Source organism: Symbiopectobacterium purcellii, from assembly GCF_019797845.1.
Classification (GTDB): Bacteria; Pseudomonadota; Gammaproteobacteria; order Enterobacterales; family Enterobacteriaceae; genus Symbiopectobacterium; species Symbiopectobacterium purcellii.
The window spans coordinates 2,000,337-2,014,733 of the sequence record NZ_CP081864.1 but is presented as its reverse complement, the minus strand read 5'-3'; the positions used below and the strand labels follow the sequence as shown (position 1 = coordinate 2,014,733).

At 54.2% G+C, this 14,397-nt stretch carries 10 protein-coding genes; 4 read left to right on the top strand and 6 right to left on the bottom strand.

From position 1 onward, the window contains the following. Positions 1-9: 9 nt before the first annotated feature. The gene (locus K6K13_RS09375) at positions 10-1,275 is read right to left on the bottom strand and encodes a 4-aminobutyrate--2-oxoglutarate transaminase (protein ID WP_222160544.1); all 1,266 of its coding nucleotides are present in this window, start codon (positions 1,273-1,275) and stop codon (positions 10-12) included. A 156-nt stretch (positions 1,276-1,431) separates the two neighbouring features. Here K6K13_RS09375 and pdxR point away from each other — a divergent pair, with 156 nt between their 5' ends. From pdxR to K6K13_RS09360, 3 genes are all read left to right on the top strand, one after another. Further along, a complete protein-coding gene (pdxR, locus tag K6K13_RS09370; RefSeq protein WP_222160543.1) occupies positions 1,432-2,919 on the top strand; it encodes a MocR-like pyridoxine biosynthesis transcription factor PdxR in 1,488 nt (495 codons plus the stop codon). A 204-nt stretch (positions 2,920-3,123) separates the two neighbouring features. Further along, entirely contained in the window at positions 3,124-4,218 is a 1,095-nt protein-coding gene (locus tag K6K13_RS09365; RefSeq protein ID WP_222160542.1) for an ABC transporter ATP-binding protein, read from the top strand. A 121-nt stretch (positions 4,219-4,339) separates the two neighbouring features. Further along, a complete protein-coding gene (locus K6K13_RS09360; RefSeq protein ID WP_222160541.1) occupies positions 4,340-4,951 on the top strand; it encodes a LysE family translocator in 612 nt (203 codons plus the stop codon). 35 nt (positions 4,952-4,986) lie between these two features. Here K6K13_RS09360 and K6K13_RS09355 read toward each other — a convergent pair whose 3' ends face one another. Next, the gene (locus tag K6K13_RS09355) at positions 4,987-5,235 is read right to left on the bottom strand and encodes a GlsB/YeaQ/YmgE family stress response membrane protein (protein WP_222160540.1); all 249 of its coding nucleotides are present in this window, start codon (positions 5,233-5,235) and stop codon (positions 4,987-4,989) included. A 742-nt stretch (positions 5,236-5,977) separates the two neighbouring features. On the opposite strand from K6K13_RS09355, the gene ulaA reads away from it, so the two are divergent. After that, positions 5,978-7,255, top strand: coding sequence for a PTS ascorbate transporter subunit IIC (gene ulaA / locus K6K13_RS09350; protein ID WP_222160539.1), 1,278 nt, complete (start codon positions 5,978-5,980; stop codon positions 7,253-7,255). A 63-nt stretch (positions 7,256-7,318) separates the two neighbouring features. Here ulaA and narI read toward each other — a convergent pair whose 3' ends face one another. From narI to K6K13_RS09330, 4 genes are read right to left on the bottom strand one after another with little or no spacing between them, the layout of a single operon-like run. Beyond that, positions 7,319-7,996: a respiratory nitrate reductase subunit gamma gene (narI, locus tag K6K13_RS09345; RefSeq protein ID WP_222160538.1), complete on the bottom strand. Its 678-nt coding sequence runs from the start codon at positions 7,994-7,996 to the stop codon at positions 7,319-7,321. Further along, the gene (gene narJ, locus K6K13_RS09340; RefSeq protein WP_222161032.1) at positions 7,983-8,714 is read right to left on the bottom strand and encodes a nitrate reductase molybdenum cofactor assembly chaperone; all 732 of its coding nucleotides are present in this window, start codon (positions 8,712-8,714) and stop codon (positions 7,983-7,985) included. The genes narI and narJ overlap by 14 nt, the downstream gene beginning before the upstream one ends. 2 nt (positions 8,715-8,716) lie before the next feature. Further along, positions 8,717-10,273, bottom strand: a complete 1,557-nt coding sequence (narH, locus tag K6K13_RS09335; RefSeq protein ID WP_222160537.1) for a nitrate reductase subunit beta — start codon at positions 10,271-10,273, stop codon at positions 8,717-8,719. After that, complete coding sequence (locus K6K13_RS09330) at positions 10,273-14,022, bottom strand: nitrate reductase subunit alpha (protein WP_222160536.1); 3,750 nt, start codon at positions 14,020-14,022, stop codon at positions 10,273-10,275. Before K6K13_RS09330 ends, narH begins: the two co-directional genes overlap by 1 nt. Between the last annotated feature and the right edge of the window lie 375 nt (positions 14,023-14,397).

Below are 14,397 nucleotides of genomic sequence, written 5' to 3'. Positions count from 1 at the left end.
TTCCTCTGGTTACTTCGCCAACACGCTGGTCAAAATCTTCAGCGCCTGACGAAACTGCGCATCGGGGATGGTCAGCGGATACAGGAAACGAATCACGTTGCCGTGTACCCCACAGGTTAACAGTAGCAGACCTTGTTCCAACGCCGCCTGTTGGTAACGGCGCGTCAGTTCAGCGGAAGGTTTGCCCGTCGCCGGATCGTTAAACTCAACGGCCACCATTGCCCCTTGGGCGCGGATCGCCACAATCCCCGGACAAGATGCCTTGGCACCTTGCAACGTTTCCACCAACTGCGCCCCGAGGCGTTGCGCTCGTTGGCACAGCTGTTCTTCGTCGATAATATCGAGCACGGTCAGTGCAGAAGCAACGGCCAGCGGGTTGCCTGCATAAGTGCCGCCCAATCCGCCAGGGCCAGGTGCATCCATTACGTCAGCGCGACCCACAACGCCAGAAATCGGGAAACCGCCGCCCAGACTCTTCGCCATGGTGATCAGATCCGCTTTCTCCGCATAGTATTCCATGGCAAACAGTTTGCCGGTGCGGGCGAAGCCGGTTTGTACTTCGTCGGCAATCAACAGGATGCCATGTTCGTCGCACAGCTTGCGAATGGCGGTGATGAATGCCGGCGGTGCCGGGATAAATCCCCCTTCCCCTTGAACCGGCTCAAGAATAATGGCTGCCACCTGATCGGCACCGATATCGGTATGCAACAGAATATCCAGGCTCTCCAGCGCACGTTCAACCGAGATACCACGCGCTTCATTCGGATACAGCGCATGAAAGATCGAACCGGGGAATGGACCAACACCGGTAGAATACGGTGCCACTTTACCGGTTAACGTCAATGTCAGCAGCGTGCGACCATGAAACGCAGCGTTAAAGGCGATGATACCGGGGCGTTTGGTGTAGGCACGCGCAATCTTCACGGCATTTTCTACCGCTTCGGCACCGGTGGTGAAAAAGGCGGTTTTAGCGGTTCCTTCGATCGGGGCACGCGCATTGATGCGCTCAGCCAGCTCCACGTAGCTGCCGTAAGGGATCACCTGATAAGCCGTATGCGTAAAGCAATCCAGTTGCTTACGCACTGCGTCCACAATTTTCGGGTGACGGTGACCGGTGTTCAGCACAGCAATACCGGCAGCAAAATCGATATACTCGTTACCTTCCACATCCCACAGCGTGGCGTTCTCGGCACGCGCCGCATAGAAATCACACATGACAGCCACACCACGCGGCGTAGCGGCTAAACGGCGTTGGTTCAATTCGCTATTACTCATTTTCAGCTCCCGATTACGTTCGTACCCAAAGCACAAGGTCGTATTGACGGGCCAGTGAATGAGAGGACGACAGACCCGTTATCAAATTTGATTCTATTTATGCGCTATCTGGTCCTATAATCCAGAGCCAGTTCATACAATTTGAGGGATCCACTTTTGCGCTCGCTGCTTACCGACTTATTGATGCAACGGTTAGCCAAACAGACGTCAGGCACGCTGAACAAGCGGCTATACGATACGCTGCGCCAGGCGATACTGGCGCGCGCTATCACGCCGGGCTGTCGTTTACCCTCATCCCGCGATCTGGCGCAGCAGCTCAGCCTGTCACGCAACACGGTCCTGGCCACCTATGAACAACTGCTGGCGGAGGGATATATCGAAACCCGGCCCGGCAGCGGCACTTTTGTCACCGAGCAACTGCCGGATGGCAATATGGAGCGGGTACCTGATGCGCAGGAAGGCGCTTCACATGCTGCTGCCCCGGCGCTGTCTCGGCGCGGAATGAACCTGCTAGGTTACGCCGGTGCTTCAGCACGCCAGTGGGGCGCGTTTATGCCAGGCATTCCCGATATTGCCAGTTTTCCGCACGATCTCTGGCGACGCACGCAAACACGCTTGATGCGACGCATGAAGCCGGAACAGCTCTCTTATTCACCGATGGGTGGCAGCCCAGAGTTGCAATTGGCTCTGACGGAGTATCTGCGCGTGGCTCGCTCAGTGGAGTGCACGCCGGAGCAAGTACTGATCACCGAAGGCACCCACCAGGGCATGGACCTGCTGGCCAAGATGCTGTGTAACCCCGGTGATACCGCATGGATTGAAGACCCCTGCTACTGGGGGATGCGTAACGTGCTGACCATTAATGGATTACGCGTGACGCCCATTGCCGTGGACGATCAAGGGATGGCGCCACCGGAAACGCCGCCCCCCGGACGCGCGCCGCGTCTGGTTTGCGTAACCCCGTCGCACCAGTACCCGCTGGGTGCCGTGATGAGTCTGGCACGCCGCCAACGGCTGTTGGCACTAGCACAAGAGCACAATAGCTGGATCGTGGAAGATGATTATGACAGCGAATTCCGCTTCTCCGGCAACCCGGTGCCCGCGCTGCAAGGGCTGAACAGAAATGCACCGGTGATCTACATCGGCACCTTCAGCAAGACGCTCTATCCCGGTTTGCGCGTCAGCTATATGGTGCTGCCACCGCAGTTGGCACAGGAACTCAAAATCGCCCACGCCGAACTGTACCGTGGTGGACACTGGCTAACGCAATCGACCCTGAGTGAGTTTATTCGTGAAGGCCACTATGCGGCACATATTCGCCGTATGCGTTTGCTTTATGCCCGGCGACGCGCGCTATTGACGCAACTGATTGAAAGCCACCTTGGCAGCGAGTATGTCGGCGATCGCAGCAATGCCGGGCTGCATATGTTGTTAAAGCTGCCTGCACAGGTGGACGACGTATTACTCAGTACGCAGATTCTTCGCCACGGCGTCATGGTGAAACCGCTCTCCAGCTACTACCTGCGCCCCACTGCGGAACGCGGCTTGTTGCTGGGGTACGCCAGCGTCGAAGAGAGTGAAATTGTGCGCGCTTTTGACGTGGTGGTTGCCTGCCTGCGCACCCTGCCCGGCCTGGCGCGGTAGCGCCCCGTTATCGTGCGCTGCTCCTGCGGCGCACTGCACCACACGCAAGCAAACCACCGCAATGACGCCCCACGATGGCGCATAACAATAACCGTTCACACCCTGTTTTGACTTTTAACCGCTTAGTTACACAACGATTTCATTGAGTGGGCATGCTTTATGCATTACGGCTGTGATAATACTGTTACGCGAGAGATTGGACGCATGAGAACCTACGTCAGCTTCAAGAATATTCAGAAAACCTACGACGGCGATCGTCTGGTGGTCAAGAACCTGAATCTGGACATCCAGGAAGGGGAATTTTTAACCCTGCTGGGCCCTTCCGGCTCCGGTAAAACCACCAGTTTGATGATGTTGGCCGGGTTTGAAACCCCCACTCAAGGCGAAATCTTACTGAAAGATACCCCGCTGCACAGCCTGCCGCCACACCAGCGCGGCATTGGCATGGTGTTCCAGAACTATGCACTGTTCCCACATATGACGGTTGCCGAGAATCTGGCGTTTCCCCTCTCCATTCGTCGTATGAACAAGAGTGATATCAAGGAGAAGGTGGATCGCGTTCTGGATCGCGTCAAGCTGACCGCCCTGGCGGATCGCTACCCGGCGCAGATGTCCGGTGGGCAGCAACAGCGTGTGGCACTGGCGCGCGCTTTAGTCTTTGAACCGAAGCTGGTGCTGATGGATGAGCCGTTGGGCGCATTGGATAAACAGTTGCGCGAGCACATGCAGTTGGAGATTAAAGCGCTGCATGAATCACTGGATCTGACCGTTGTGTATGTGACTCACGATCAAAGCGAAGCCATGACCATGTCGAACCGCGTTGCCGTGTTCAATGATGGCATCATCCAGCAAATGGACAGCCCGAGCGATATTTATGAACGCCCGCAGAACACCTTTGTTGCACAGTTCATCGGTGAAAATAATACGCTGGTTGCCACGCAAAGCGGCATGGATGGTGATTACTATCTGGCAACATTGGACGACGGCACTATTTTACACGCCCTCAAGGTTCGCCCGAGTTCGCCCGGCAAAAAAATCAGTCTGTGTATCCGTCCGGAACGTATTCGCGTCAACGCCAATCCGCTGACCGCCGGTTCAGAACAGGTCCGTGCGCGTATTCAGCAGTTTATTTATCTGGGCGATCATGTACGTATGATGACGGAGGTCGCAGGGCAATCGTCCTTTATGGTGAAACTGCCTGCCAGCGAAATTCAGCCACACTGGAAGCCCGGCACAGAATTAATGCTCTCCTGGCAACCAGAGCACCTGCGCGCACTGGATGTGATTGTTACCCATTAACCACCACCTACCCGGGTTCAGCCCGGGTTTGCTATTCAACGCCAAATCTTCTCTTCTTGTCACAGCCTTTCAGGTCACGATTTGCTACCATCAGCAAACAGACACTTTTTCGGCTAACCACATGGATGTAATCGGATTTATCGCTACCATGATGCCCATCGCCCTGGCACCTGGGGCCAGCTTAACGTTAGCGCTCAATAATGCGGTGACACAGGGTGCTCGTGGCGTACTGCGTATAATTGCCGGCACCGCATTGGGCATATATACGCACGCGATACTGGCAAGCATTGGGATCTCAGCGCTGTTGCTACACTATCCCGTACTGATGCGCGTGCTCACACTGCTCGGCACCGGCTACCTGGTCTATCTGGCATTGCGCCTGATACAACGCGGCTGGCAAGGTTCTGCACACGCCCCTGCGTCCGGACGTTCATTGGGGATTCGCACTGCCTACGTTGCCAATGTGCTCAATATCAAAGCCATTTTACTGTATGTGACGGTAGTGCCTCTGTTTGCCGGCGCCGCGCCTGAGCGTGATAGACTGGCACAGAGCGCGATGAGTTTTATGGCGCTGGCAACGGTGCACGTCGCCATCATGGGCGGGTGGTTACTGCTGACAACGCTGGTGCTGCTGCGTTCGGCGCGCACAATCACTATGCGGAGGATGGAAACCACTATCAATCTCGGCGGTGGAATCCTGCTGCTGGGCCTCACCCTGTGGCCTTATCTATAGGGATAAAGGCGGGAAAGTTATCCCGCCACCGTCGATTACTCACGAATTTTACGGTACACCAATAGCACCACCAGAGCGCCAATCACTGCAACACAAAAGCTGCCAAGATTGAAACCGTCCACGCGACCAAACCCAAAGAAAGTGCTGATATAACCGCCCACCACCGCGCCGACGATGCCGAGCAGTACCGTAATAATAAGACCACCCCCGTCTTTGCCCGGCATGATCCATTTTGCCAAAATACCGGCGATCAACCCAAAGATAATCCAGGACAAGATTCCCATAACCACCTCGTGTTTTACCCATGAAAACGCGTATCCAAGACACACGCGAACGACCCGTTCTTGATCAAGTATAGGCAAAAATGGCAGCGAGCAAGTTATCTTGCGTTGCAACGCTTTATGGACAATGTAATTGAAGATTAAAGGTTTACTATTAATACCGCCCGACCAACCTAAGAAAATTCATCATATTTAATAGCGTGTAGTTTCATTCTTAAAACAAAAAATAAAACCTATTCGATAGATAAAACTCTTTATGATTGATATTTTACAAAAGAACAATAACAAAAAATTAACCAGTGTTTACCCAGAAAAACCAACTAGTAAAACCACCTTGTGTTAATTAGCAGTATTCTTATTTACAAAAGAAAGAAACAATGTTTTACAATTTGGGAGCGGTGTTTTATTTTTTTAGATTCAGATCTCATATTAAAAAAAATACGCTGAGAAAAATGTGTTATTCGTGCTGTAGTAATAGGGTAATAATTATCGTAACGCTAAATTTTAAAGATGCAGAGCCTATCCCAATAGGCGTCATTGACGCAGCCTGTTTGCGCCACCGAGAGTATGCCGAAATTACAGTTCACGCAGGCAGGAAAGGTGGCCAATTGGGATAGGCTCTTAATAACGTCAACGCATGTCGCATAACATTGGCGGGAACGGCCACGTTTGTTCTCCTGTACCGCTGTGCCAAGAGCCGCTGTTATGCAAGTACGTTAGTCATCACTATATCTACAGGGTCAACATGGACATATTATTAAGTCTGGTTAAAACGCCGTCTGTCATCATCGCCATCGTCGCTTTTTTAGGATTATTATTCCAAAAAGCCACGCTATCGCGATTAATAACCGGGACATTTCTGTCTTTTATTGGTTTTACCATGATAAAAGTGGGTGGCGGCATTTTAATGAAAGTGCTTACCGCTTTTAGCAGTTTATTTTCTCATGCCTTTAACATTGTTGGTGTCGTGCCCAGCAATGAAGCCATTATGGCAGCGACTATTGACAAAATAGGTGCCACCGCAGCATTGATATTGCTGTTCTCTATGATCATCAATATCTTGTTAGCTCGTTTTACCCGTATGAAAAATATCTATTTATCGCTGCATCTGGTGTTGTTTATGGCCTTCGCGCTGACCGCCGTCTTAGCGCAATTAGGCTACAGCGTGATGTCTATCGTTATCATCGCATCGGTATTCATCGGGTTCTACATGGCATTTGCTCCTCATGTGTTAGGGCGATTCAGCCGTAAAATCATCGGTTCTGATGAATACTCTATCTCCCATGCGGCAATTTCCTCCTATATTCTAGGCTCTTACATGGGGAAATGGTTTGGTAACACCCAGCATGACACCGAGCATTTGGAAATCAGTAATCGCTTCGACTTTTTGCGCGAGCCGAATGTCGCCACGTTGCTGACCATGCTTATCTTGCTGGTTATCTCCTGCATTTTTGCCACCCAACCGCAAATTAAAGACGCCATGGTAATGGTATATGGTAGCGGCGCGGCGGATAAAAACGTGCTGATTTTCATTTTGGAGCAATCCGCTACCTTCGCCTGTGGTCTCTATTTGGCAAAAGCGGGCGTCGGCCTGTTTACGGCTGAAATCGTTCCGGCATTTAAGGGATTTGCCAAAGTCTTCGCCCCCGGAGCAGTTCCTGCGGTTGACGTGATGGTGTTGTTCGATAAAGCGCCGAACGCGACGCTGATCGGTTTTTTGGTGAGCTTCCTGGTTGAGTTGATTTGTATTTTGATCTTTCCGTTTATCGGCCTGCCGATCATTGTCCCCGGCATTATGGCGAGCTTTATCACCGGCGGCGCAGCAGCCATTTTCGGCAATGCGACTGGCGGATTCAGAGGTGCCATCGTTGCCAGCTTTATCAATGGGCTGTTGCTTTGTGTATTGCCTGCCCTTACGCTGCCGCTGTTTGCCGATCTGGGCGCGAAAGGGGTGACCTTTGCTGACCCGGATTTCACCATTCCATCGCTGATCCTGAATTTTGTGCTGGGGCTGTTTAAATAACAGCAATACAGGAACAAAAAAAATCCCGCTGAATAACGGCGGGATTTTCTATATCGGTATCGCTTAGCGGCGATTGCGCACCAACTGATAACGACGCGTGAGATATTCTACCGGCGCGCTCCAGATGTGAACCAGGCGGCAGAACGGAAACATCACAAACAGGGTCAACCCGAGCACAATATGCAGTTTGAACACCCAGGCAACACCTTCCAGGTGTGCCGATGCGCCGCCGTGGAAGGTCACAATCGACTGCGCCCAGCCGACCAATTTCATCATTTCGCTGCCGTCCATGTGCTGCGCGGAAAACGGAATGGTCAACAGCCCCAACCCGGCCTGAATCACCAACAACGACAGGATGAGAATATCGCCTACGCTCGATGTAGCGCGAATGCGCGGATGAGTGAGCCGGCGCTTAAGCAACAAAATACCGCCCACGAACGTCAGTACACCGGCCGATCCACCACCAATCATCGCCATTTTTTGCTTTACCTCAATGGGCAAAAAGGCTTCATACATCCAGTGCGGTGTAAGCATCCCCAAAAAGTGACCAGCAAAAATCCCTAAGATCCCCAGGTGAAACAGGTTTGAGGCCAAGCGCATGCCCTTTTTATCCAGCATCTGGCTAGAACCGGCACGCCATGAGTATTGCCCATAGTCATAGCGCAGCCAGCTTCCCACCAGAAAAACCGTGCCAGCCAGATAAGGGTAGATATCAAACAACAGCATATTAACGTAGTGCATGGTTTTTTCCTCCGGCAGGTTGTGCGTCAAGATCCAGATACTGGGGTACTACCGCGCCTGCAAAACGACGCTGGTGCGCGGTCTGCTGCGCACTGTCGCACCCTTTATCCGCAAAGAACTTCACCTGCTCTTCTTCCCAAACCGCATCCAACGCCTGCGGTGTGTCGTCACGGGCTTCGTCCGCCACTTTGTGCGTGACATCGTCACTTTTTAAGGCGCTACCAGAAAGCGTCAGCAACACATCGAACAACAGGGCATAATCGCTGTTGCGCCGCTGTAAACGTGCGCCGAGCAAGGCCAGAATGGGCGCGATATCCAATAGTCCCGCACGACTTTCTGCTGATGCCAATCGCGAGAGGTATTCGAGATAGAGCGGCAGAAAATCCGGCAGTTCGCGACAATCCAGCTCAAGACCCGCCGCGTGGTAATGCTGCATCAGGTCCACCATCGCCTGGCCGCGATCGCGCGATTCACCGTGCACATGTTCGAACAACAGCAGCGACGTCGCGCGGCCCCGGTCGAACAGCGCGCAGTATTGGGCCTGCTTATCCAGCAGATCCTGTGCACACTGTTGCCGGATAAACCGCGCTAATGGCTCACGCAGTGGCGATGACAGCATGTCATCTTGTGCCAGCACCTCAATCAGTTCCTGATGATGCGCCCACAGTTCCCCATCGGGATAATCGAGCAGGCGGGCAATAATGCGTAACGTCATCATCATCAATCCTTCTGCATCACTTTGCTGTTCATGTCACGCGTTTTGCTGGTGACATCAATGGCATCAATGCGTTTGCTGTTAAACAGGTTGAATTTGCTGTCGCTGCCGTGGCAACCGTCGCCGAAGCTGAAACCGCACCCTTTGCTTTCAGGAAAGGCGTCACGCGCCAATTCACGGTGGCTAGACGGCACCACGAAGCGATCTTCATAGTTGGCAATCGCCAGATAGCGGTACATTTCCTGCGCCTGAGATTCGGTCAAACCCACCTGTTCCAGCGCGCGGGTATCGATCGCCCCGTCTACCGTTTCTGCCCGTTTAAAGTGGCGCATTGCCAGCATGCGTTTCAGCGCCAACAGTACCGGTGCGGTATCGCCCGCCGTCAGCAGATCGGCCAGGTACTGCACCGTAATACGCAGACTTTCCACGTCCGGCAACACACCGCTGTGTGCCAGCACGCCCGCATCGGCGGCAGATTGGATCGGTGACAACGGCGGCACGTACCACACCATGGGCAGCGTGCGATATTCCGGGTGCAGCGGCAGCGCCAACTTCCACTCCATCGCCATTTTGTAGACCGGTGATTGCTGTGCCGCTTCGATAACCCCGCGCGGTACGCCGTCTTTCAGCGCCTGAGCAATCACGTCTGGATCGTTCGGGTCGAGGAAGACATCAAGCTGACGCTGGTAGAGATCCTGCTCATTTTCTGTGGCCGCCGCTTCCGCGATACGATCGGCGTCGTACAGCAGCACACCGAGATAACGGATACGGCCAACACAGGTTTCAGCGCAGAGGGTCGGTTGCCCGCTTTCGATGCGCGGGTAGCAGAAGATGCATTTTTCGGATTTTCCGCTCTTCCAGTTGAAGTAGATTTTTTTGTACGGGCAGCCGGTCAGGCACATGCGCCAGCCGCGGCATTTATCCTGATCGATCAGCACAATGCCATCTTCACCCCGTTTGTAAATCGCACCGCTCGGGCAGGTCGCAACGCAGGCCGGGTTCAGACAGTGCTCACACAGGCGCGGCAAATACATCATGAAGGTGTTTTCGAACTGGCCGTACATCTCCTTTTGCATATGCTCAAAGTTTTTATCTTTGGCACGTCCGCTAAACTCACCGCCCAGGTCATCTTCCCAGTTCGGCCCCATTTCGATTTTCTTCATGCGCTGACCGGTAATCAGCGAGCTCGGACGCGCTATCGGCTGATGCTTCCCTTCCGGCGCTTTGCGCAGGTTTTCATAGTCGTAGTCAAACGGCTCATAATAGTCATCGATTTGCGGCACATCCGGATTGGCAAAAATCTTGGACAGTACGCTGACGCGGTTGCCCATGCGCGGTTCAAGTTTGCCGCTGATTTTACGGATCCAGCCGCCTTTCCATTTGTCCTGATCTTCCCAGGCGTGGGGATAGCCCACACCCGGTTTGGTTTCGACGTTGTTGAACCAGGCGTATTCCATCCCTTCGCGGCTGGTCCAGACGTTTTTACAGGTAACGGAGCAGGTATGACAGCCGATGCATTTATCCAGATTCAGCACCATGCCCACTTGGGAACGAATTTTCATCAGGCTTTCTCCTGCGCGGTCAGTGAGTGGGCTGCGGGCTGTTGGTAATCCTGGTCTTCATCATCCAGCCAATCGATACGTTTCATTTTGCGCACCACCACAAATTCATCGCGGTTACACCCGACCGTACCGTAGTAGTTAAAGCCATAGGCTAGCTGCGCATAACCACCGATCATGTGCGTGGGCTTTGGCGTAATACGCGTCACCGAGTTATGAATACCGCCGCGCTGGGCGGTGATCTCTGATCCGGGCAGGTTCACGATGCGCTCCTGCGCGTGGTACATCATGGTCATGCCTGCCGGTACGCGTTGGCTGACCACCGCGCGTGCCGTCAGCGCACCGTTGGTGTTGAATGCTTCCACCCAGTCGTTGTCCACAATGCCCAAATCCCGGGCATCATCCTCACTCAGCCAGATAACCGGCCCACCGCGCCCCAACGTCAGCATCAGCAGGTTGTCGCTGTAGGTGGAGTGAATGCCCCACTTCTGGTGCGGCGTCAGGAAGTTGAGCGGCTTCTCCGGGTTGCCGTTTGGTTTCTGATTAATCACCGGTGGGCGGTACACCAGCAGGCTTTCGCCAAAGGCGCGCATCCATTCATGATCTTGATACAACTGCTGACGGCCTGACAGCGTGCGCCACGGGATCAGCTCATGCACGTTGGTGTAGCAGGCATTGTAGGAGACGTGTTCATCTTCCAAACCCGACCAGGTCGGGCTGGAGATGATTTTGCGCGGCTGGGCCTGAATATCACGGAAGCGGATTTTTTCATCTTCTTTGTTCAGCGCCAGATGCGTGTGATCGCGACCGGTAAATTTGCTCAACGCCTCCCAGGCTTTTACCGCCACCTGGCCGTTGGTTTCCGGTGCCAGCGTCAGGATCATTTCCGCCGCGTCGATAGCGGTGTCAATTTTTGGCCGCCCTGCTGCTGCCCCTTCCGCCTTGGTGTAGTTGAGTTTTTTTAGGAAATCGACTTCAGTTTGGGTATTCCACCCAATGCCTTTACCGCCGTTACCCAGTTTGTCCAGCAACGGGCCCACCGAGGTGTAGCGCTCATAGAGATTCGGGTAATCCCGTTCAACCACCATCAGGTGCGGTGAGGTTTTGCCGGGGATCAGATCGCACTCGCCCTTTTTCCAGTCATCCACGCCGAACGGCTGCGCCAGTTCCGCCGCGGAATCGTGTTGGATCGGCAACGTCACCAGATCGCTTTCCACGCCAAGGTGCCCCTGGCACACACGCGAGAAGGTTTTGGCAATGCCTTTGTAGATTTCCCAATCACTCTTGGCATCCCAGGCAGGATCGACCGCCGCTGACAACGGATGAATAAACGGATGCATATCCGAGGTATTCATGTCGTCTTTTTCGTACCAGGTGGCCGTCGGCAATACGATATCGGAATAGAGACAGGTGCTGGACATACGGAAATCCAGCGTCACCACCAGATCCAGCTTGCCTTCACCGCCCTGCGCCTGCCACTCCACCTCTTCCGGCATAACGCCGCCCTGCTTACCGAGATCCTGACCTTGCAGACCGTGTTCAGTGCCGAGCAGGTATTTGAGCATGTATTCGTGCCCTTTACCGGACGACCCCAACAGGTTAGAACGCCAGATAAACAGGTTACGCGGGAAGTTTTGCGGGTTGTCCGGCTGTTCAGCGGCAAACGCGATAGTGCCCGCTTTCAGCGCCTGTACGGCATACTCTTGCGGCGTCATTCCCGCTTGCTGCGCGCTGGCGGCAATACTGAGCGGATTGACATTCAACTGCGGCGCAGAGGGCAGCCAGCCCATGCGTTCAGCACGCACGTTGAAATCGATCATACTGCCGGTAAAACGGGATTTATCCGCCAGCGGCGACAGGAATTCCTGCGGTGCTACCGTTTCGTAACGCCACTGGCTGGAGTGGTTGTAAAAGAATGACGTGCTGTTCATGTGGCGCGGCGGACGCTGCCAGTCAAGACCGAATGCCAGCGGCGTCCAGCCGGTTTGCGGACGCAGCTTTTCCTGCCCGACATAGTGTGCCCAACCGCCACCGCTTTGGCCGACGCAGCCGCAGAACACCAGCATATTGATTAAGCCACGGTAGTTCATGTCCATGTGGTACCAGTGGTTGATACCGGCACCGACGATAATCATCGAACGGCCGTGGGTTTTGTCAGCGTTATCCGCAAATTCGCGGGCGATACGCACGATGTTATGGCGCGAAACACCGGTGATCTGTTCGGCCCACGCCGGGCTGTAGGCTTTCACCTCATCATAGTTGCGGGCGCAGTTGTCATCGTTCAGTCCGCGATCCAGCCCGTAGTTCGCCAGTGTCAGGTCATAAACGCTGGCGACCAGTGCTTCTCTGCCATCGGCCAGCGTCAGGCGTTTTACCGGCAGTTTATGACGCAACACCTCGTCAAGGGCAACGCTGCTGAAGTGCTCACTCGGTAGCCCACCAAAATACGGGAAACCAACGTCCGCCACTTCATCGTGCGCACCCAGCAGACTCAGGCGCAGTTGTACTTCTTCGCCACTGACGCCGTCACGCTGCTCCAGGTTCCATTTGCCCTGATCGCCCCAACGGTAGCCAATGGAGCCTTGCGGCGCGGTGAGATTGCCACTCTGCTCATCAATCGCCACCGTTTTCCACTGCGGGTGATTCTCCTGACCGAGATTGTCCAGCAAATCGGATGCGCGCAGCATGCGGCCTGCCGCGTAGTAACCCGCTTCACGCGGCTCCAGCAACACCAGCATTGGCATGTCGGTATAGCGGCGCACATAGTCAGTGAAATAGCGGCTTGGGTTATCCAGATGAAACTCTTTGAGGATCACATGGCCCATCGCCAGCGCCATGGCGCTGTCGGTGCCCTGTTTCGGATTTAGCCATTGGTCACACAGTTTGGCAATTTCCGCATAATCCGGCGTGACGGCCACGGTTTTGGTGCCCTTGTAACGCACTTCGGCAAAGAAGTGCGCATCCGGGGTACGCGTTTGCGGTACGTTGGAACCCCAGGCGATGATGTATGACGAGTTGTACCAGTCCGCGGATTCCGGCACGTCGGTCTGCTCGCCCCAGGTTTGTGGCGAGGCCGGCGGCAAATCACAATACCAATCGTAAAAACTCAGGCAGACACCGCCGAGCAGCGACAGGTAGCGCGCCCCTGCGGCATAAGACACCATCGACATCGCCGGGATTGGCGAGAATCCGATAATGCGGTCGGGCCCAAAGGTTTTAGCGGTGTACACGTTGGAGGCCGCGATCAGTTCGTTGACCTCATTCCAATCAGAGCGCACAAAACCACCGCGACCGCGGATTTTCTTGTAGTAAGCGGCTTTTTCCGGGTCGGTCACGATAGAAGCCCAGGCATCGACGGGATCCGGATGTGCCAGTTTGGCTGCGCGCCACAGTTTGAGCAGGCGCTTGCGCATCATCGGGTATTTCAGGCGATTGGCGCTGTAGAGATACCAGGAGTAGCTGGCACCGCGTGGGCAACCGCGCGGTTCATGGTTCGGCAGGTCCGGGCGGGTGCGAGGATAGTCGGTCTGCTGCGTTTCCCAGGTGACCAGACCATTTTTCACATAGATTTTCCAACTGCACGATCCCGTACAGTTGACGCCGTGCGTTGAGCGTACCACTTTATCGTGTTGCCAGCGGCTGCGGTAACTGTCTTCCCAATCCCGGTTGGTATTGAGCGTCTGACCGTGCCCATCAGCAAAGGGCTCGGCTAATTGTTTAAAGTAACGTAACCGGTCAAGAAATTTGCTCATCCGGACTCTCCTGCTGCGAAGCCTGCTGGCTTCTGTCGTTATGAATGCGCGTAGTCGATACGGTGTGTTGCCTACGGCACATTGCTCCAATTGGCGCTAGGGTAACGACCTGAGACGGGTCCAAAATTGATACCGATCAAGCTCCTCCGGGGTGTTAAACGGTGAGAACGAACGAAATACCACCAAGGGATTATGGATAATGAAACCGATATCCATATGAAAATAATAGCTTTTAATAACCTTCATACCCACATGGATAAAGATAATTGCAGTACGTGACTATTTGGAGGTAGGTAGAGCGGTGAGACGCAGGCAGAAAGCAAAACGCGGCGCAAATGTGCGCCGCGCGAGGTTGCAGAAATGATGACGTTGATC

Excerpts from the sequence above, each read along its gene's own strand:
- K6K13_RS09375 (WP_222160544.1), bottom strand. The coding sequence starts at position 1,275 with ATGAGTAATAGCGAATTGAACCAACGCCGTTTAGCCGCTACGCCGCGT.
- K6K13_RS09365 (WP_222160542.1), top strand. The coding sequence starts at position 3,124 with ATGAGAACCTACGTCAGCTTCAAGAATATTCAGAAAACCTACGACGGC.
- K6K13_RS09360 (WP_222160541.1), top strand. The coding sequence starts at position 4,340 with ATGGATGTAATCGGATTTATCGCTACCATGATGCCCATCGCCCTGGCA.
- K6K13_RS09355 (WP_222160540.1), bottom strand. The coding sequence starts at position 5,235 with ATGGGAATCTTGTCCTGGATTATCTTTGGGTTGATCGCCGGTATTTTG.
- ulaA (WP_222160539.1), top strand. The coding sequence starts at position 5,978 with ATGGACATATTATTAAGTCTGGTTAAAACGCCGTCTGTCATCATCGCC.
- narI (WP_222160538.1), bottom strand. The coding sequence starts at position 7,996 with ATGCACTACGTTAATATGCTGTTGTTTGATATCTACCCTTATCTGGCT.
- narJ (WP_222161032.1), bottom strand. The coding sequence starts at position 8,714 with ATGATGACGTTACGCATTATTGCCCGCCTGCTCGATTATCCCGATGGG.
- narH (WP_222160537.1), bottom strand. The coding sequence starts at position 10,273 with ATGAAAATTCGTTCCCAAGTGGGCATGGTGCTGAATCTGGATAAATGC.
- K6K13_RS09330 (WP_222160536.1), bottom strand. The coding sequence starts at position 14,022 with ATGAGCAAATTTCTTGACCGGTTACGTTACTTTAAACAATTAGCCGAG.